General features: G+C 73.0%; 15 protein-coding genes. 9 read left to right on the top strand and 6 right to left on the bottom strand.

Features of this window, described 5'->3' with window-relative positions; all coding sequences use genetic code 11:
* Nucleotides 1-18: 18 nt before the first annotated feature.
* Together gltB and PH189_RS00590 are read left to right on the top strand one after the other, a co-directional pair.
* Nucleotides 19-4,617 (top strand): glutamate synthase large subunit, encoded by a 4,599-nt coding sequence (gene gltB, locus PH189_RS00595; RefSeq protein ID WP_274186788.1) that lies wholly within the window; start codon nucleotides 19-21, stop codon nucleotides 4,615-4,617.
* Nucleotides 4,610-6,112: a glutamate synthase subunit beta gene (locus PH189_RS00590; RefSeq protein WP_274186787.1), complete on the top strand. Its 1,503-nt coding sequence runs from the start codon at nucleotides 4,610-4,612 to the stop codon at nucleotides 6,110-6,112. The genes gltB and PH189_RS00590 overlap by 8 nt, the downstream gene beginning before the upstream one ends.
* 67 nt (nucleotides 6,113-6,179) lie before the next feature.
* Here the strand turns inward: PH189_RS00590 and PH189_RS00585 are convergent, their stop codons facing one another.
* Nucleotides 6,180-6,566, bottom strand: coding sequence for a nuclear transport factor 2 family protein (locus PH189_RS00585; RefSeq protein WP_274186786.1), 387 nt, complete (start codon nucleotides 6,564-6,566; stop codon nucleotides 6,180-6,182).
* A 148-nt stretch (nucleotides 6,567-6,714) separates the two neighbouring features.
* Nucleotides 6,715-7,524: a peptidylprolyl isomerase gene (locus PH189_RS00580; protein WP_274186785.1), complete on the bottom strand. Its 810-nt coding sequence runs from the start codon at nucleotides 7,522-7,524 to the stop codon at nucleotides 6,715-6,717.
* Between the two features lie 92 nt (nucleotides 7,525-7,616).
* On the opposite strand from PH189_RS00580, the gene PH189_RS00575 reads away from it, so the two are divergent.
* Both PH189_RS00575 and hisS read left to right on the top strand, forming a co-directional pair.
* Nucleotides 7,617-8,309 carry an MBL fold metallo-hydrolase gene (locus PH189_RS00575; RefSeq protein WP_274187155.1) on the top strand — a complete coding sequence of 231 codons (693 nt, stop codon included), beginning with the start codon at nucleotides 7,617-7,619 and terminating at the stop codon, nucleotides 8,307-8,309.
* Nucleotides 8,306-9,580, top strand: coding sequence for a histidine--tRNA ligase (gene hisS / locus PH189_RS00570; RefSeq protein WP_274186784.1), 1,275 nt, complete (start codon nucleotides 8,306-8,308; stop codon nucleotides 9,578-9,580). Before PH189_RS00575 ends, hisS begins: the two co-directional genes overlap by 4 nt.
* Nucleotides 9,581-9,599: 19 nt before the next feature.
* Here hisS and PH189_RS00565 read toward each other — a convergent pair whose 3' ends face one another.
* The 4 genes from PH189_RS00565 to PH189_RS00550 all read right to left on the bottom strand — a co-directional run bounded on the left by PH189_RS00565 (nucleotide 9,600) and on the right by PH189_RS00550 (nucleotide 13,676).
* Nucleotides 9,600-10,013, bottom strand: coding sequence for a DoxX family protein (locus tag PH189_RS00565; RefSeq protein ID WP_274186783.1), 414 nt, complete (start codon nucleotides 10,011-10,013; stop codon nucleotides 9,600-9,602).
* A gap of 83 nt (nucleotides 10,014-10,096) precedes the next feature.
* On the bottom strand, nucleotides 10,097-10,975 hold the full coding sequence (locus PH189_RS00560) for a 3-hydroxyacyl-CoA dehydrogenase NAD-binding domain-containing protein (RefSeq protein WP_274186782.1): 879 nt from the start codon (nucleotides 10,973-10,975) through the stop codon (nucleotides 10,097-10,099).
* A complete protein-coding gene (locus tag PH189_RS00555; RefSeq protein ID WP_274186781.1) occupies nucleotides 10,972-12,900 on the bottom strand; it encodes an acetoacetate--CoA ligase in 1,929 nt (642 codons plus the stop codon). The genes PH189_RS00560 and PH189_RS00555 overlap by 4 nt, the downstream gene beginning before the upstream one ends.
* On the bottom strand, nucleotides 12,900-13,676 hold the full coding sequence (locus PH189_RS00550) for a crotonase/enoyl-CoA hydratase family protein (RefSeq protein ID WP_274186780.1): 777 nt from the start codon (nucleotides 13,674-13,676) through the stop codon (nucleotides 12,900-12,902). Before PH189_RS00550 ends, PH189_RS00555 begins: the two co-directional genes overlap by 1 nt.
* 88 nt (nucleotides 13,677-13,764) lie before the next feature.
* Between PH189_RS00550 and PH189_RS00545 the strand changes: the two genes are divergently transcribed.
* The 5 genes from PH189_RS00545 (at nucleotide 13,765) to PH189_RS00525 (ending at nucleotide 19,003) form a co-directional block, all read left to right on the top strand.
* Complete coding sequence (locus PH189_RS00545; RefSeq protein ID WP_274186779.1) at nucleotides 13,765-14,196, top strand: MarR family winged helix-turn-helix transcriptional regulator; 432 nt, start codon at nucleotides 13,765-13,767, stop codon at nucleotides 14,194-14,196.
* A 96-nt stretch (nucleotides 14,197-14,292) separates the two neighbouring features.
* Nucleotides 14,293-15,729: an ethanolamine permease gene (eat, locus tag PH189_RS00540; RefSeq protein WP_274186778.1), complete on the top strand. Its 1,437-nt coding sequence runs from the start codon at nucleotides 14,293-14,295 to the stop codon at nucleotides 15,727-15,729.
* Complete coding sequence (locus PH189_RS00535) at nucleotides 15,726-17,099, top strand: ethanolamine ammonia-lyase subunit EutB (RefSeq protein ID WP_274186777.1); 1,374 nt, start codon at nucleotides 15,726-15,728, stop codon at nucleotides 17,097-17,099. Before eat ends, PH189_RS00535 begins: the two co-directional genes overlap by 4 nt.
* Nucleotides 17,096-17,824 carry an ethanolamine ammonia-lyase subunit EutC gene (gene eutC, locus PH189_RS00530; RefSeq protein ID WP_274186776.1) on the top strand — a complete coding sequence of 243 codons (729 nt, stop codon included), beginning with the start codon at nucleotides 17,096-17,098 and terminating at the stop codon, nucleotides 17,822-17,824. The genes PH189_RS00535 and eutC overlap by 4 nt, the downstream gene beginning before the upstream one ends.
* 183 nt (nucleotides 17,825-18,007) lie before the next feature.
* Nucleotides 18,008-19,003, top strand: a complete 996-nt coding sequence (locus PH189_RS00525; RefSeq protein WP_274186775.1) for a hypothetical protein — start codon at nucleotides 18,008-18,010, stop codon at nucleotides 19,001-19,003.
* Nucleotides 19,004-19,122 lie beyond the last annotated feature (119 nt).

The raw sequence follows: 19,122 nt of genomic DNA, 5'->3' as shown, positions 1-19,122 counted from the left end.
ACGACGAGGAGGCACCGGATGCCTGTGTCGAAGGCAGGTTCCGCTCCGGGCCCGCAGGGGCTCTACGACCCCGCGTACGAGCACGACGCCTGCGGGGTCGGGGCCGTCGCGAACACCCGCGGCGTGGCCGGCCACGCGATCGTGCGTGACGCGCTGGTCGTCCTGCACAACCTCGATCACCGCGGCGCCGCCGGCAGCGAGCCGACGAGCGGGGACGGCGCCGGGATCATGGTCCAGGTGCCCGATGCCCTGCTGCGGGCCACGGTCGATTTCGCGCTGCCCGAGCCCAGGCCGTCGTCCGACGGCGGCGCGCCGGTCCTGGCGTACGCCACCGGCCTCGCGTTCCTGCCCGCCGACCCCGACGACCGCGCCAAGGCGATCTCTCTGCTCGAGCGCATCGTCGCCGAGGAGGGCCTCGACGTCCTCGGCTGGCGCGAGGTCCCCGTGGACCCCGAGGGCGCCGACGTCGGGTCGGTCGCGCGCTCCGCGATGCCGCACTTCGCACAGATCGTCGTCGCCACCCCCGACCGGCAGGTCGCCGGCATCGAGCTCGACCGCCTCGCCTGGATCGTGCGCAAGCGCGCGGAGCGCCAGTCCGCCGAGGAGGGGTGCGGGCTCTACATCGCGTCGCTCTCCAGCCGCACGATGACCTACAAGGGCATGCTGACCACCGACCAGCTGCCGGTGTTCTTCCCCGACCTGCGCGACGAGCGCCTGGTCAGCGCCATCGCCGTGGTGCACAGCCGGTTCTCGACCAACACCTTCCCGAGCTGGCCGCTGGCCCACCCGTACCGGGTCATGGCGCACAACGGCGAGATCAACACGATCCGCGGCAACCGCAACCGCATGCGGGCCCGCGAGGCGCTGCTCGCCACCGACCTCTTCCCCGGCGACCTCCAGCGTGCGATGCCCGTGTGCCCGGAGGACGTGTCGGACTCGGCGAGCTTCGACGAGGTGCTCGAGCTGCTCGAGCTCGGCGGTCGGCCGCTGCCGCACGCGGTGATGATGATGATGCCCGAGGCGTGGGAGAACCACGCCGAGATGCCGACCGACCAGCGCGACTTCTACCGGTTCCACGCGAGCCTCATGGAGCCGTGGGACGGCCCGGCGTGCGTGACGTTCACCGACGGCACGCTCATGGGCGCCACCCTCGACCGCAACGGCCTGCGACCGGCGCGCTGGTGGCATCTCGACGACGACCGCGTCGTGCTGGCCAGCGAGTCCGGGGTGCTCGACGTCGACCCGTCGCGGGTGCTGGCCAAGGGGCGCCTGCGGCCGGGGCGGATGTTCCTGGTCGACACGCGCGGCACCGGCATCGTCGACGACGACGCCTTCAAGAGCGAGCTCGCCGCCGGGGCGCCCTACGGCGAGTGGCTGTACGCCGGGCTGGTGCACCTCGACGACCTGCCGCCGCGCGAGCACATCGTGCACACCCACGCCTCGGTCGTCCGCCGGCAGCTGACCTTCGGCTACACCGAGGAAGACCTGCGGGTCCTCCTCGCGCCGATGGCCACCACCGGTGCGGAGCCGCTCGGGTCGATGGGCACCGACACCCCCACGGCGGCCCTGTCGGCGCGCTCCCGGCTGCTCTACGACTACTTCGTCCAGCTCTTCGCGCAGGTGACGAACCCGCCGCTCGACGCCATCCGCGAGGAGCTCGTCACCTCGATGACGCGGGCGATCGGGCCGGAGCAGAACCTGTTCCACCCCGGCCCCGCCTCGTGCCGGCAGGTCGTGCTCCCCGACCCGGTGATCGACAACGACGACCTCGCCAAGCTCATCCACATCGACGACGACGGCGACATGCACGGGTTCGCCGCGACGGTGATCTCCGGGCTGTACGAGGTCGACGGGGGCGAGCGGGCCCTGGCCGACGCCCTCGACCGCGTGCGTCGCCAGGCGTCCGAGGCGATCGGCGCCGGCAAGAGCATCCTCGTGCTCTCCGACCGCGACTCCGACGCGCAGTGGGCGCCCATCCCGGCGCTGCTGCTGGTCTCGGCGGTGCACCACCACCTCGTCGCCACCCGCGAGCGCACCCAGGCGGCGCTCGTCGTCGAGTGCGGCGACGCCCGCGAGGTGCACCACATCGCGCTGCTGCTCGGCTACGGCGCCGCGGCGGTCAACCCGTACCTGGCGTTCGAGTCGATCGAAGACATGATCACCAGCGGGTGGCTGCAGGACATCGAGTGCCCGGAGGCCATCGACCACTACGTGAAGGCGCTGGTCAAGGGCGTCCGCAAGGTGATGTCGAAGATGGGCATCTCCACGGTGTCGGGCTACACCGCGGCCCAGGTCTTCGAGGCCGTCGGACTCTCGCAGGAGTTCGTCGACGAGTTCTTCACCGGCACGTCCTCGAAGCTCGGGGGCGGCGGGCTCGACGTCGTCGCCCGCGAGACCGCGGAGCGCCACCGCCAGGCGTACCCGGAGAACCCGGGGGAGCGGGCCTACCGCGCCCTCGACGTCGGCGGCGAGTACGCCTACCGCCGCGAGGGCGAGCTGCACCTGTTCAGCCCCGAGACGGTGTTCCTGCTGCAGCACTCCACGCGGACCAAGCAGTGGGACGTGTTCCAGCGCTACACCGCCGAGGTCAACCGGCTGATCTCCTCCGGCGGCGCGCTGCGCGGGATGTTCCGGTTGCGCACCGAGGACCGCACGCCGATCCCCCTCGACGAGGTCGAGCCGGCCACCGAGATCGTCAAGCGCTTCGCCACCGGCGCCATGTCCTACGGGTCGATCTCGGCGGAGGCGCACACCGACCTCGCGATCGCGATGAACAACATCGGTGGCAAGTCGAACACCGGCGAGGGCGGGGAGGACCCGGTCCGGCTCCACGACCCGTCGAAGCGCTCGGCGATCAAGCAGGTGGCGTCCGGCCGGTTCGGCGTGACCAGCGAGTACCTCGTCAACTGCACCGACATCCAGATCAAGATGGCCCAGGGCGCGAAGCCCGGTGAGGGCGGCCAGCTCGCGGGGCAGAAGGTCTACCCCTGGATCGCCGAGGTGCGGTACTCCACGCCCGGCGTCGGCCTGATCTCGCCGCCGCCGCACCACGACATCTACTCCATCGAGGACCTCAAGCAGCTCATCCACGACCTCAAGAACGCCAACGAGCACGCGCGGATCCACGTCAAGCTGGTGGCGTCCGTCGGCGTCGGCACGGTGGCCGCGGGCGTGGCGAAGGCGCACTCCGACGTCGTGCTGATCTCCGGGTGGGAGGGCGGTACGGGGGCGGCGCCGCTGACCTCGCTCAAGCACGCCGGGGCGCCGTGGGAGGTCGGCCTGGCCGACACCCAGCAGACGCTCATGATCAACGGCCTGCGCGACCGCATCACCGTCCAGGTCGACGGCCAGATGAAGACCGGGCGCGACGTCATCGTGGGCGCCCTGCTCGGGGCCGAGGAGTACGGGTTCTCGACGGCGCCGCTGATCGTCAACGGCTGCATCATGATGCGCGTCTGCCACCTCGACACCTGCCCGGTGGGCGTCGCGACCCAGAACCCGGAGCTGCGCAAGCGCTACACGGGCAAGCCGGAGTTCGTGGAGAACTTCTTCTGGTTCATCGCCGAGGAGGTCCGCGAGTACCTCGCCGAGCTCGGTTTCCGCACCATGGACGAGGCCATCGGGCACGCCGAGCTGATCGACGCCGCCGAGGCGGTGGACAACTGGAAGGCCCGGGGCATCGACCTGACGCCGCTGTTCACCGTCCCCGACGTGCCCGAGGGCGCGCCCACCGACCGCGTCCGCACACGGGCCCAGGACCACGGGCTGGACCGGGCGCTGGACCGCACCCTGATGCAGCTCGCCGAGGGCGCCCTGTCCGACGCGACGCCGGTGCGCCTCGAGATGCCGGTCCGCAACGTCAACCGCACCGTCGGGACCCTGACCGGCGCCGAGATCACCCGTCGCTACGGCGACGCCGGCCTGCCCGACGACACGGTCCACGTCGAGTTCACCGGGTCCGCCGGGCAGTCGTTCGGGGCGTTCCTGCCGCCCGGGATGACGCTGGACCTCGTCGGCGACAGCAACGACTACCTGGCCAAGGGCCTGTCCGGGGGGCGCGTGATCGTGCGGCCCTCGGACGACGCGCCGTTCGCCGGGACCGTCGACGAGACGCACGTGATCGCCGGCAACGTCATCGCCTACGGCGCCACCGGGGGAGAGGTGTTCCTGCGCGGCCAGGTCGGCGAGCGGTTCTGCGTCCGGAACTCGGGCGCGCTCGCCGTGGTCGAGGGCACCGGCGACCACGCGTGCGAGTACATGACCGGCGGCCGCGTCGTCGTGCTCGGCACGACGGGCCGCAACCTCGGCGCCGGGATGTCCGGGGGCATCGCCTTCGTGCTCGACCTGCCCGAGGTGCGGGTGAACCCGGAGATGGTGTCGTTGCTCGAGGTGGACGACGAGGACGCGGACTGGCTGCGCGGCGTCGTCGAACGCCACCGCGACCTCACCGGGTCGCCGCGGGCGGCCGCGCTGCTCGACGACTGGGCGGCGGCGGTCCCGCGGTTCACCAAGGTGATGCCCGACGACTTCCAGCGCGTCCTCGACGCGACCCAGCGGGCCCAGACCGAGGGGCGCGACCCCCACGAGGTGATCATGGAGGTGGCGGCCGGTGGCTGACCCACGCGGGTTCCTCACGTACTCCCGTGAGGACAACCCCAAGCGTCCGATCGAGGAGCGGCGTACCGACTGGCGCGAGCTCTACGCGCCGCTGACCGACGCGGCGACGCGTGAGGGCACGCAGACCCAGGCCGCGCGGTGCATGGACTGCGGCATCCCGTTCTGCCACTCCGGCGGCGCCGGCTGCCCGCTGGGCAACCTCATCCCCGAGTGGAACGACTTCGTCCGGCGGGGCGAGTGGGACCGCGCGAGCGAGCGCCTGCACGCCACGAACAACTTCCCGGAGTTCACCGGGGCACTGTGCCCCGCGCCGTGCGAGGCGGCCTGCGTCCTGTCGATCACGAGCCAGCCGGGTCCGGTGGCGATCAAGCGCGTCGAGTGGTCGATCGCCGAGAACGGCTGGGCCGACGGGCACGTGGTCCCGCAGATGCCGAGCAACCGCACCGGGCGCCGCGTCGCCGTCGTCGGGTCGGGACCCGCGGGGCTCGCCGCGGCCCAGCAGCTCACGCGCGCCGGGCACGACGTCACCGTCTTCGAGCGCGACGACCGCATCGGCGGGCTCATGCGCTACGGCATCCCGGAGTTCAAGTTCGAGAAGTGGGAGCTCGACCGCCGGCTCGACCAGATGCGCGCCGAGGGCACCCGGTTCGTGACGAACTGCGAGGTCGGGACCGCGGCGCTGCCCGTGGAGCGGCTGCAGGCCGAGCACGACGCCGTGGTGCTCGCCGTCGGCGCACTCGAGGGCCGCGACGACCGCACGATCGAGGGTCGCGACCTCGACGGCGTGCACCTGGCGATGGACTACCTGGTGCCCGCCAACCGGGAGTGCGAGGGCGACGGCCCGTCGCCGATCAACGCGCGCGGCAAGAACGTCGTCATCATCGGCGGCGGCGACACGGGGGCGGACTGCTACGGCACGGCAACCCGCCAGGGCGCGCTGGCCGTCCACCAGCTCGACCAGTACCCCCCGCCGCCCAAGACCCGGCAGGACTCGTCGTCGCCGTGGCCGACCTGGCCCTACGTCTTCCGGACGCCGCCGGCGCTGGAGGAGGGCGGCGAGCGCCTGTTCGCCACCGCGGTGCGCCGCTTCGTGGGCGACGAGCGCGGCCACGTCCGGGCGGTCGAGCTCTCGTCGGTCGAGGTGCGCCGGGACGCCGAGGGGCGCCGGGAGGTCGTGCCGACCTCGGAGGAGGTGCACGAGATGCCGTGCGACCTCGTGCTGTTCTCCATCGGCTTCACGGGCCCCGACGACCGGGCGCTCCTGCCCGCCCTCGGGATCGAGCGCAACCCCAAGGGCGCGGTCGGCTGCGGCTCGGACTGGCAGACGGACGCGCCGGGCGTGTTCGTCTGCGGCGACGCCCACCGCGGTGCGTCGCTGATCGTGTGGGCGATCGCCGAGGGGCGCTCGGCCGCCGCGGCCGTCGACCGCTACCTCGAGGGCAGCACCGACCTCCCCGCCCCCCTGCACCCCGGCGCGCTGCCCCTGACGGCGTAGCCGAACTGTCAGCGAAGTGCCGTCGCAGACGTTGAGTGTCCGTATCGGTACTTCGATCACTCGCGACTCAGGTGGCCGTGCCGACTGGGGTGATGTGCGTCAGCGCGCAGCGCCAGCGGCCGTCGGTGCGGACGAAGACGTCCGACGTCCACTCGTCGGCGTCGATGTCCGCGCCGCCGTACTGGGCGGTGCTCACGACGCGGACGACGAGGGTCGCGACGTCCCCGTGGACGCGCACCCGGGGCTCGCTCGCGGGCTCCATCCGCGTGTGCCCGAGCGTGCCGGAGCGCACGAACCCGAGGAAGTCGTCCCGTCCCGTGACCCCGGTCCACGAGACGATCACCCAGTCGTCGGTCATGAACTCGGCGATGCGGTCGGCGTCGTTCGACACGATCGCCGTGTTCCATTCCCGGGCGAGCGCGACGATCTCGCCCGCGACAGCGTCGTCATCCATGCGGGAACGCTAGGGCGAGGCTCGCCTCCGCGGCTTGGACGAATCGGATGTCTCGGGCGACCACTCCGGCCGAGTGCGTGGCCCTATCGGCGTGCTCCCTTGAATTCGGACACTCAACGTCTGCGGCGCCACGCCGCTGACATCTGCGTCAGGGCGCCGACGGCGCCGCGACGACCGCGCGCTGGATCTGCACCGGGATGCGCGGCGCGCCGCCGCCGGCCTGGTTCGAGCCGTCGTCCCCGCCCGCGCCGACGCGGTCGAGCACCGCGAGCCCGGGTGTCGCGATCCGCCCGACCACCGAGTACTCCGGCGGCAGGGCCGAGTCGCCGTAGACGAGGAAGAACTGGCTGCCCGTCGAGCCCGGCTGCGAGCTCTTCGCCATCGCGACGAGGCCGCGGGCGTAGGTCGAGGCCTGGCCCTCGGCGCCCGGGAACGGCGGCAGCCCCGCCGGGGGCTCCTCGGCGTACTGGTAGCCCGGGCCGCCCGAGCCGGAGCCGGTCGGGTCGCCGCACTGGAGCACCTGGAGACCCTGGCTGGTCACCAGGCGCGGGCAGGGCGTGTCGTCGTAGAAGCCCTGCGAGGCGAGGCTGACCACCGCGTTGACCGCGCAAGGTGCCGACGCGCGGTCGAGCGTCATCGGGATCGCACCCTGCGAGGTCTCCAGGGTGACGTCGACGGTGCCGGTGGTCGGAGGGTTGGCGTCGGGCGGGGTGTTGGGCTTGGCCGCCGGCTCCGATGGGTTGTACGTGCAGGTCGACGGCGCGGCCGCCGGCGCCGGGTCATCCTCGGCGGTCACGACGAAGTAGATTCCCGCCGCCACGGCGACCACCGCCACGACCGCGACCACCGAGATGATGGTCAGGCGTTGCCGACGTCGCCTCGCCCGCTCCGCGCGTCGCTCGAGCTGACGCTCCAGCTTCTTCTTGGCGGCCTTCCGGCGCTGTTCGTTCGTCGGCACGGCGGACATCGTAGGAACCGCGCCGACGGGCCCGGAGTGTGGGCTCGACTAGGGTGGGGAATCGAACCGATCTGTCCGAGGAGGACGAGGACGTGCTGGTCGAGGCCTTTGCGGCCGGGGTGTTCGAGACCAACTGCTACGTGGTCGCGCCCGCCCCCGGGGAATCCTGCATCGTGGTCGACCCCGGACAGGACGCCGAGGACGGGCTGCGCGAGGTGATCGCGCGCCACAGGCTGACCCCGGTGGCCGTGCTGCTCACCCACGGCCACATGGACCACATGTGGTCGGTGACGCCGGTCTGCGACGGCGACGACATCCCGGCGTGGATCCACCCCGAGGACCGCTTCATGCTGGCCGACCCGTTCAAGGCCGTCGGGCCCATGGGCGCGCAGCTCGCGCAGATGTACCCGGGCCTGGAGTTCCGCGAGCCGCGCTCGGTCGAGGTCCTCGCCGACGGCGCCGATCTCGAGCTCGCCGGCCTGCGCCTCACCGTCGACCACACTCCGGGTCACACCCGCGGGTCGGTGGTCTTCCGGTCGGCCACCGAGGACGACCGCCCGTTCCTCATCGCGGGGGACACCCTGTTCCAGGGCAGCATCGGGCGCACCGACCTGCCCGGGGGATCGACCGAGGAGATGATGGCCTCGCTCCGCGACAAGATCCTCATGCTGCCGGACGACACCGCCGTGCTGCCCGGCCACGGGCCGATGACGACGGTCGGCCGGGAGCGCGACAGCAACCCCTTCGTGCAGGGCCTCACGAACGCGCCCGGGCGCCACCTGTGACCGCGGCCGTCCCGCCCGGGGGCTTCAGCGCGCCCAAGGGCGTCCCCGAGTACGTCGGTCCGGAGTTCACGAGCGTCCGCGACACCCTCGTCCGCGAGGCCGACCGCGCCGGCTACGCCCACATCGAGCTGCCGGTCTTCGAGGACACCGCGCTCTACGCGCGCGGCGTCGGCGAGTCCACCGACGTCGTCAGCAAGGAGATGTACTCCTTCGACGACCGCGGCGGACGCTCGGTGACCCTCCGCCCCGAGGGCACCGCGGGCGTCGTCCGGTCCGTGATCGAGCACGGCCTCGACCGCGGCGGGCTGCCGGTGAAGCTGCGCTACACCGGGCCGTTCTTCCGCTACGAGCGCCCGCAGGCCGGGCGGTTCCGCCAGCTCCAGCAGGTCGGGGTCGAGGCCATCGGCGTCGACGACCCGGCCCTGGACGCCGAGGTCCTCGCCGTCGCCGACGCCGGCTTCCGCGCGCTGGGCCTGCGCCGCTACCGCCTGGAGATCACGAGCCTCGGGGACGCCACCACGCGGCCGCAGTACCGCCAGGAGCTCACGCGGTTCCTCGAGAAGCTCGACCTCGACGAGGCCACCCGCGAGCGGGCGCGGATCAACCCGCTGCGCGTGCTCGACGACAAGCGCCCCGAGGTCCGCGAGCAGCTCACCGACGCCCCGCTGATGATCGACCACCTCTCCGACTCCGCGGCCGCGCACCATGCGGCGGTCAAGCGTCACCTCGACGACCTCGGCGTCTCCTACGTCGAGAACCCGTGGATGGTGCGCGGACTCGACTACTACACGAAGACGACCTTCGAGTTCGTCCACGACGGCCTGGGGTCGCAGTCGGGCATCGGCGGCGGCGGGCGCTACGACGGCCTGATGGCCGAGCTCGGCGGGCAGGACCTGTCCGGTGTCGGGTTCGGGCTCGGTGTCGACCGCGCGCTCCTCGCCTGCCGGGTGGAGGAGGCGGGCCTCGACACGGCCTCGCGGGTCGAGGTCTTCGGCGTGCCGCTCGGCGACGCGGCCAAGGACCGCCTCGTCGGGATCATCGGGGCGCTGCGCCGCGCGGGCATCCGCGCCGACCTCGCCTACGGCGGACGCGGGCTGAAGGGTGCCATGAAGGCGGCCGACCGCTCGGGCGCCCGCTTCGCGCTCGTGCTGGGGGAGCGCGACCTCGAGGCCGGGGAGATCCAGCTCAAGGACCTCGCCGACGGTTCCCAGCAGGCCATCGCCCTCGACGGCGCAGCGGCCGCGGTGGACCGGGCCCTCGAGGACTCCTGACCGCACGGTTACCGGCTGGTCAGGCGGCGGGAACGGGCTCGGCGATCGGCTCGCGGCGCTCGGCCGCCGCGAGGCGTCGTGTTGCCGGCCGGGTCGCCCAGGAGACGCCGGCGACGAGGAGCAGCGCCGTGGGCACCACCGCGTGGAAGGCGGCGCTGCCCGAAGCGAGGTGCGAGACCGTCGCGCCGCTGAGGTCGAACACGACACCGGCGTAGGCCCACTCCTTGAGCCGCGGATAGCCGGGGACGGTGAGGGCGACGGCGCCGAGCACCTTCCACATGCCGAGGAGGGTGACGACGTAGGCGGGGTAGCCGAGCGCGGTCACGCCCGCGACGGCCCACTCGGCGCCGAGCAGGTAGGCCAGCCCGCCCGAGAGCAGCACGAAGACGGTGACGGCGGTGGTGGTCCGGTAGGTCAGGGTGCGGGCGTCCATCGTGGGCTCCTCGGGTCGTCGGGGACGTCATCAGCGACGTCGACGAGGAGACGCACGGGCGGCCACGGATGTGACCGGGCCGATCAGGCGCCGTCGGGGGCCCGGGCGGCGAGCACGGCGGCGATGACCGCGTCCCGGCGGGCGAGGAGGTCGGCGGAGTCGCTCCCGGCGAGGGCCTCGTCGACGCCGGCGACGATGCGGGCCACGAGCTCCGGGGTGTGCGACGCGGTCCCGAGGTCGGCCCATAGCGCCTCGGTGCCGGGCCCGAGGTGCTCGAGGACGTGCGCGATGCCACCCGGCCCGCCGGAGAGGTGCTGATTGGCGAACGGGCCCAGCGCCGCCCACCGCAGGCCCGGCCCCTCGGTGATCGCCGTGTCGACGTCGGCGACCGTCGCCACCCCGCGCGCCACCAGCGAGTACGCCTCGCGCCACAGCGCCGCCTGCAGGCGGTTCGCGAGGTGGCCCGGGAGCTCGGCGCGCAGCCGCAGCGGGGTGCGCCCGACCGCGCGGTAGAACGCCATGGCGGCGTCGACCGCGGCCTCTGACGTCGCCTCCCCGGGCACCACCTCGACCAGCGGCACGAGGTGCGGCGGGTTGAAGGGGTGCCCGACGAGCACGCGCTCGGGGTGCGCCGGGGCGCCGCGGGCGAGGTCGGTGGGGCGCAGCATCGACGAGCTGCTGGCGACGACGACGTCGGGCCGGGCGGCGGCGTCGACTCCGGCGAGCAGCTCGTGCTTGACCTCGAGACGCTCCGGGCCGTTCTCCTGCACGAAGTCGGCATCGGCGACGGCCGCGGCGAGGTCGTCGGTGAACCGCAGGCGCTCCGAGGGACCGAGCGACGCGCGCAGCCGCTCCTCCGCGCCGGGCGCGGGGTCGGTGGCGGTGACGTCGTGGCCGTGGGCGAGGAACAGCCGCGCCCAGCTCTCCCCGATGACGCCGGTCCCGACGACCGCGATCATCATGAGCGCGCCAGCGGCACGAACGCGTCGAGCGCCGCGGGGTCGACCAGCGCGTCCCGCGAGGCGACCGTCTCCGGGTCGGCGCCGAGCAGGATCCGCTTGGCCGGGACCTCCAGCTTCTTGCCGGTGCGCGTGCGGGGCACCGCCGGCACGCCGTGGATCCGGTCGGGCACGTGGCGCGGGGAGAGCGACGAGCGCAGCTCCCCGCGGATCCGCGCGACGAGCGCGTCGTCGACCTCGTGGCCCGGGGCCGGCACGACGAACAGCAGCAGCTCGCCGGGTCCGCCGGCCGGGTCCTCGAGGTGGATCACGAGGCTGTCGGCCACCTCGGGCAGCTCCTCGACGACGGCGTAGAACTCGGCGGTGCCCAGGCGCACGCCGCCGCGGTTGAGCGTGGCGTCCGAGCGGCCGGAGACCACGACCGAACCGGACGGCGAGAAGCGCACCCAGTCGCCGTGGCGCCACACGCCGGGGTAGGTGTCGAAGTAGGCGGCGTGCAGCCGGGACCCGTCGTCGTCGCCCCAGAAGAACAACGGCATCGACGGCATCGGCGCGCGGATCACCAGCTCGCCGCGCTCGCCCACCACCTCGTGACCGGCCTCGTCGAACGCCGCCGTGTCGACCCCGAGCTCGCGGCCGGAGATCTCGCCCTCGACGACCTCCTGCCATGGCCCGCCCTGGACGATGCCGGAGCACACGTCGGTGCCGCCGCTGCCCACGAGCAGCAGGACGTCGGGGCCGAACTCCTCGGCGACCCAGCGGTAGCCCTCGGGCGGCAGGGGGCTGCCCGCCACGCAGACCTGGCGCAGCGGGGACAGGTCGTGGTCACGCGCGGGGTGCACGCCCTCGGCCCGGCACGCCATGAGGAAGCCCGGGGAGGAGCCGAAGTGGGTCGCCCGGGCCTCGGCGGCGAGGCGCCACTGCCACGCCAGGTCGGGGTGCAGCGGGTTGCCGTCGACGAGGATCAGCGCCGCGCCGTGGAGCAGCCCGGAGACCAGCGCGTTCCACATCATCCAGGCGGTCGTGGTGAACCAGAGCATCCGGTCGCCGGGCTGCACGTCCCAGGCCAGGCCGTGGTTCTTGAGGTGCTCGACGGTGATCCCGCCGTGGCCGTGCACGATCGCCTTGGGCGGCCCGGTGGTGCCCGACGAGAACAGCACGACGAGCGGGTGGTCGAACGGCACCGGGTCGTAGGCCGGCGCCGCCGGGGTCCCGACCAGCTCCGACCACGCCACCGCGTCCGGGATCGTGCCGGGGCCGTAGGGCACGGCGACGACGTGGCGCACGCTCGGGAGGGCCGCGCGCAGCGCCGCGACCTCGCTGCTGCGGTCCACGGGCTTGTCGCCGTAGACGTAGCCGGAGACGGCGATGAGCACCGTCGGCTCGATCTGGGCGAATCGGTCGATCACGCTGCGCGCCCCGAACTCCGGCGCGCACGAGGCCCACACCGCGCCGAGGCTCGCGGCGGCGAGGTGCGCGACCACCGTCTCGGGGATGTTCGGGGCGTAGGCGGCCACGCGGTCCCCGCGTCCTACCCCGAGGCGCACCAGGCCGGCCCGGGCGCGGGCGACGGCGTCGCGCAGCTCGCCACGGGTCCACCGCCGGGGCTCGCGGGTCTGGGAGTACGCGAGCAGGGCGACGTCGTCGTCGGGCTCGGGGCCCTCGACGGCGCGCTCCGCGTAGTTCAGCGTCGCTCCCGGGAACCACACGGCCCCCGGCATCCGGCGGCTCTCGAGCACCGTGCGGGGCGGCTCGTGGAACGGGACCGCGTAGAACTCGGCGATCGCCGACCAGAAGCCGTCGAGGTCGGTGACCGACCAGCGTTGCAGGGCGTCATAGTCGTCGAACACCAGCCCGCGCTCGGTCGCGAGCCAGTCGACGAAGCGGGCGATGACGGTGCCCGCCGGTGGGGGAGCCGGTGTCGTCATCAGCGGACCTTCCCCGCGCGTCCGTCCAGGAAGGCGGCCATGCGGTCCTGGGCCTCGTCGCTGCTCGAGGAGATCGCGGCCATCAGCGACTCCATGAGGTAGCCCTCCTCGTCGCGCGCCGCGGCGATGCGCGGCAGGGCCTGGAGCACCGCGAAGGTGCTCACCGGCGGGTTGTCGGCCATGCGGTGGGCCAGCTCGAGGGCTTTCGCGAAGCCCCCGCCGGGCTCGGCGAGGTACGTGGAGATGCCCAGCGCCAGGCCCTCCTGGGCGTCGAGCACCCGGCCGGTGAGCATCAGGTCGGTCATGCGGTGCACACCGATGAGCCGCGGGATCCGCACCGAGCCGCCGCCCCCGACGAAGAGGCCGTGACGCGCCTCGGGCAGGGCGTAGAACGCGGAGGTCTCCGCGACGCGGACGTGCGTGGCCGCGGCGAGCTCGAGCCCGCCGCCCACCACAGCGCCCTTGAGGACGGAGACGACCGGGAGGCGCCCGCGCTCCATCCGGTCGAAGACGCGATGCCAGAAGCGCGAGTGCTCGACCCCGGCCACGCCGTCGGTGGCTCCGAGCTCCGCGAGGTCCAGCCCGGCGGAGAAGTGGTCGCCCTCGGCGTCGAGCACCACGGCACGGACGTCCGGCGGCGGTGCGCCGAAGAACGCCTCGAGCCCCAGGACGGTGGCGTCGTCGAGCGCGTTGCGCTTGTCCGGGCGCGCCAGGCGCAGCACGGCGACCGGCCCGTCGTGGTCCAACGTCAGCGACGGGGGCAGTTGCGGCGCCATCGATCCCCTTCCGGGCGATACCTAAGATGTCAAGAAGGTTGATATTATCGGGAGGGTCGCCTCGACGGAAGGCGCCGGGAAGGGTGCGGTGACGAGAACCGAGGGACCGCCCTCCCTGCTCTACGCCGTCAAGCAGGTGGAGCTCGCGGTGCGCGCCCGCCTCGACGAGCGGCTCCGGGGCTCGGGCATCACGGTGCCCCAGTGGACGGCGCTGACGGTGCTCGCGCGCCGCGAGGGGCAGACCAGCGCCGAGCTCGCCCGCAACGCCTTCGTGAGCGCCCAGGCCATGGGCGACCTGGTCGCCGCCCTCGAGCGCGGGCGGTGGATCACGCGCACCCCGGACCCCGCGCACGGGCGGCGCGTGCTCATCGGCCTGTCCGACGAGGGCTGGTCGCTGCTCGAGCGGCTCGCCCCGATCGCCGCGGAGGTCGAGGCGAGCATGGTCGACGGGTTCGACGACGCCGAGCGTGCCGACCTGCGCGCCCTGCTCAACCGCTGCCGCACGAACCTCAGCGACTGACCTCACGCACGTCGGCGATCGCAACCCCATCGTCACCCACGGACTTCACACCTGCCTCACGCTGTGGCATCCGGGGGACGGCGAAAGGGGACACACATGGCGGATCGGGTGGAGTCGGGTCCCGGCACCGGCGCGGGGAGCGACTACCTCGCCGCGCGGCAGCTGAAGGCCGGATCCGCGAGCTGGGTCCTGCTGGCCGGCCTGGGCGTCGCGTATGTGATCTCGGGCGACTACGCGGGCTGGCACTTCGGGCTCGCGCAGGGCGGCTGGGGCGGGCTCGCGATCGCCGCGGTGCTCATGGCCGTGATGTACGCCTGCATGGTGCTCGGGCTCGCCGAGATGTCGTCGGCGCTGCCGGCGGCCGGCGGCGGCTACACCTTCGCCCGTGTCGCGATGGGCCCCTGGGGCGGCTTCGCGACGGGCGCCGCGATCCTCCTCGAGTACGCCGTGGCGCCCGCCGCGATCGCGACGTTCATCGGCGGCTACGTCGAGTCGCTCGGCCTGTTCGGGATCACCGACGGCTGGTGGGTCTACCTCGCCTGCTACGTGCTCTTCATCGGTATCCACCTGCTGGGCGTGGGCGAGGCCCTCAAGGTCACCTTCGTGATCACCGCGATCGCGCTGGCCGGACTCCTGCTCTTCGCGCTCGGCGCCGTCGGGTCCTTCGACACCGCGAACCTCACCGACATCCCGGTCGGCGACGCCGCCGGCGCATCCCCGTTCCTGCCGTTCGGCGTGGTCGGCGTGTGGGCGAGCTTCCCGTTCGCGATCTGGTTCTTCCTCGCCGTCGAGGGCGTCCCGCTGGCGGCCGAGGAGGCGCGCGACCCCGTGCGCGCGGTGCCGCGCGGGATCATCGTGGCGATGGGCGTGCTGGCCGTCTCGGCGGCCGCCGTCCTGTTCCTGGCGCCCGGCGCGCAGGGCTCCCTCGGGCTCTCGACGAGCGACAACCCGCTGGTCAGTGCACTCGAGGCCGGCTCCGGCGGATCGACGTGGCTGTCGACGACCGTGAACTACATCGGTCTGCTCGGCCTGATCGCGAGCTTCTTCTCGATCATCTACGCCTACTCGCGCCAGACCTTCGCGCTCTCGCGGGCGGGTTACCTGCCGCGGGTGCTCTCGCGCACCAACGGCCGCAAGGCGCCGACGCTCGCGCTGATCGTCCCCGGCGCCATCGGCTTCGTCCTCGCCGCGACCGGCAACGGCGACATCCTCATCAACCTCGCGGTGTTCGGTGCGACGTTGTCGTACGTCCTGATGATGGTGGCGCACCAGGTCCTGCGCGTCCGGAACCCCGACATGACCCGGCCGTACCGGACGCCGGGCGGGCGGATCACCACCGGCGTCGCGCTGGTGCTGGCGCTCGCCGCCGTGGTGGCGACGTTCCTGGTCGACGTCGTCGCGGCTCTCTGCGCGCTCGGCGCCTTCGCCCTCTTCATGGCCTACTTCGGGTTCTACTCACGCCACCACCTCGTCGCGTCGGCGCCGGACGAGGAGTTCGCGGCACTGGCGAAGGCCGAGGAGGAGCTCGGATGAGCTGGTCCACCACGCTCGGCGGGCACTCCTACGGCTTCGCCGACCTGCGCGAGCTGCTCGCCAAGGCCACGCCGGCGCGCTCGGGGGACGTGCTCGCCGGCGTGGCCGCCGCGTCCGCCGCCGAGCGGGTGGCCGCCCAGACGGTGCTCGCCGACCTGCCGCTCGCACACTTCCTCGACGAGGCCGTCGTTCCCTACGAGGACGACGACGTCACCCGGCTGATCATGGACTCCCACGACGCCGCCGCGTTCGCGCCCGTGCGGTCGCTGACCGTCGGCGGCTTCCGGGACTGGCTGCTGTCCTGGGAGGCTGACAGCACCGTGCTGAGCGACCTCGCGCCGGGGCTCACGCCCGAGATGGTGGCGGCGGTCAGCAAGCTCATGCGCGTCGGCGACCTGGTCGCCGTGGGGCGCAAGACCCGTGTCGTCACGGGCCTGCGCACGACGATCGGCCTCGAGGGCCGGCTGGCGACGCGCCTGCAGCCGAACCACCCGACCGACGACGCCGTCGGCATCACGGCGTCGCTGGTGGACGGGCTGCTGCACGGCGCCGGCGACGCGGTGGTGGGCATCAACCCCGCCACCGACCGGCCGTCGACGGTGCGCGCGCTGCTCGAGCTGATCGACGACGCGCGCCAACGGCTGGGGGCGCCCATCCAGTCGTGCGTGCTCACCCACGTGACCACCACCCTGGAGCTGCTCGAACAGGGCGCGCCGGTCGACCTCGTCTTCCAGTCCGTCGCCGGCACCCAGGCCGCGAACCGCGGCTTCGGGGTGACGCTGGACCAGTTGCGCGAGGCCCATGCCGCGGCGTCCGAGCTGCACCGCGGCACCGTCGGCAACAACGTCACGTACTTCGAGACGGGGCAGGGTTCGGCGCTGTCGGCCGACGCCCACCACGACGTCGACGAGCAGACCCTCGAGGCCCGCGCCTACGCCGTGTGCCGGGCCTTCGACCCGCTGCTCGTCAACACCGTCGTCGGCTTCATCGGCCCGGAGTACCTCTACGACGGCAAGCAGATCCTGCGCGCCGGCCTGGAGGACCACCTCTGCGGCAAGCTGCTCGGCGTCCCGATGGGCGTCGACGTCTGCTACACCAACCACGCCGAGGCCGACGCCGACGACACCGACACCCTGCTGCTCACCCTGGGCGCCGCGGGCTGCTCGTTCGTGATCACCGTTCCGGGGGGCGACGACATCATGCTCAACTACCAGTCGCTGTCGTTCCAGGACGTGCTGCAGGTCCGTCAGACGCTCGGGCTGCGGCCGGCGCCCGAGTTCGAGGCGTGGTTGGGGTCCGTCGGACTGCTCGACGACGCCGGTCGCGTGCCGCAGCTGGTGCCGGAGCCGATCCGGGCGTTGATGGGATGAGCGAGGTCGATCCCTGGGACGCGCTGCGGGCCGCGACGCGGGCGCGCGTGGGTCTCGGACGCGCCGGCGACGGCCTGTCCACCGCCGAGAACCTCCGCCTCGCCGCCGCCCACGCGCAGGCCCGCGACGCCGTGCACACCGCGCTGGACGCCGACGCGATCGTCACCGCGCTCGGCGAGCGGGCCGGGCCCGTCGTTCACTCGCAGGCCGCCGACCGCGCCGAGTACCTGCAGCGCCCCGACCTGGGGCGCCGCCTCGCCCCCGACCACGGACTCGAGGCCGGCGAGCACGACCTCGTCGTCGTGCTCTCCGACGGGCTCTCGGCCCGCGCGGTGCAGGACCACGCCGTGGCGGTGGTCGACGCCCTGCTGCCGCGGCTGGAGGGCTGGTCGGTGGCCCCCGTGGTCGTCGCCGAGCAGGCCCGGGTGGCGCTGGGCGACGAGATCGCCGTCGCCCTCGGCGGGCGCATGGTGCTCGTGCTCATCGGCGAGCGCCCGGGGATGTCGTCCCCCGACTCCCTCGGCGCGTACCTGACCTTCGAGCCGCGGCTGGGGCGCGTGGACTCCGAGCGCAACTGCGTCTCGAACATCCGCCCGCCCGACGGTCTGACCTACGAGGGCGCCGCGGAAATCCTCGCCGCCCTCCTGACCGAGTCCTTCCGCCTGCAGCTCTCGGGCGTCGAGCTGAAGGACACCGGCGCCGCCCTGCCGTCGGGAGCGGGCTGAGGGTCCTCGCGCGTGATCCTCTGATCGCCGGTATCGAATTACGTCCTTCGGACGATTCGCTCGTCACCCCACCGTGTCCTCTTCGTTACTTCGGCGTGTGGCCCGACGGCGGCCACATCACCCAAGGGGCGGAAAGGCATCACACACATGGGTCTTCACAGGGCGAAACTCGGACGTCGGGGGATGGCTGCACTCGCGGCCACCGGGGCCCTGATCGTCGGCGGCAGTGCCGTCGCGATGGTCGGGTCCGGCAACGCGGACCCGCTGGTCCCGCTGCCGGTCGCGGCGGCGGGCACGACATATGTCGTGCCGGATGCCGACGGCGCTCTGGCGCCGTTCGCGCGAACCGAGGACGACCCGAAGGGCGGGACATTCGAGGTCTCCGACGAGTTCGTGCCCCCGGCTCCGCCCCTCGGAGGCGACGCTGCGCTGCGGCTCCAGACGCCGGACGGCGATGCGAAGGCAGCCATCGGAAAGGCGGAGAACTCCCCGCTGGGGGACTGGATCACGACGGCGGCCTACTCCGCCTACCAGAACGGCGCGGTCAACGAAGACCAGTTCCCGAGCATGCAGCTCGTCGTCGACTACGACCCCGACGACCCGAAGGTGGGCTTCTCGACCCTCACCTACGAGCCGATCTACAACACCACTGAGAGCACAGAGCCGAACGTCTGGAATCGCTACGAGGCCGGAACCGGCAGGTGGTGCTCGACGCGCGCCATTCCGGGCGTGATCGAGGAAGGGCAGCGCTCCTGCTCGAACGACGGCACCAAGCTGCTGAGCGAGTTCATCACCGCCCAGCCCGACATCAGGGTGACCGGCTTGGTGATCAACCAGGGTCGCGGTAACCCCGGGCTCGACGCAGGCGTGGACCTCGTCTCCACACCGAGCACGACCTACGACTTCGAGCTCACCGCGCCGGAGGTCATCCCCGGCGGGGGCGAGTGCGAGGAGCCGACCCTGCCCGAGGTGCCGGAGCTCCCCGAGGTGCCCGAGGGTGAGCACGGCGGTGGTCACGAGGACGGCGGTCAACAGGACGGCGGTCACGAGGACGGCGGCCAGGATCAGCCGGAGGACGGTGGCCACGAGCAGCCCAGCGATGGTGGCCACGAGCAGCCCGACAACGGCGGCCACGAGGACCCCGAGCCCCAGCCGGAGCCCGAAGACCCCTGCAAGTAGGAACTCCTGAAGACGCCACGGCCCCCTCGCCCGCGCGGCGAGGGGGCCGTCGGCGTTCGCGGCGGCGCCGTCCGGTCAGAGGGGGCTATCGGCGACCTCTCCCTCTCGATCTCTCCGGA

It is taken from the genome of Actinomycetospora chibensis, from assembly GCF_028737215.1.
GTDB classification, from domain to species: Bacteria; Actinomycetota; Actinomycetes; order Mycobacteriales; family Pseudonocardiaceae; genus Actinomycetospora; species Actinomycetospora chibensis.
The sequence above is the reverse complement of the archived record's forward strand: the minus strand, read 5'-3'. Positions and strand labels throughout refer to the sequence as shown.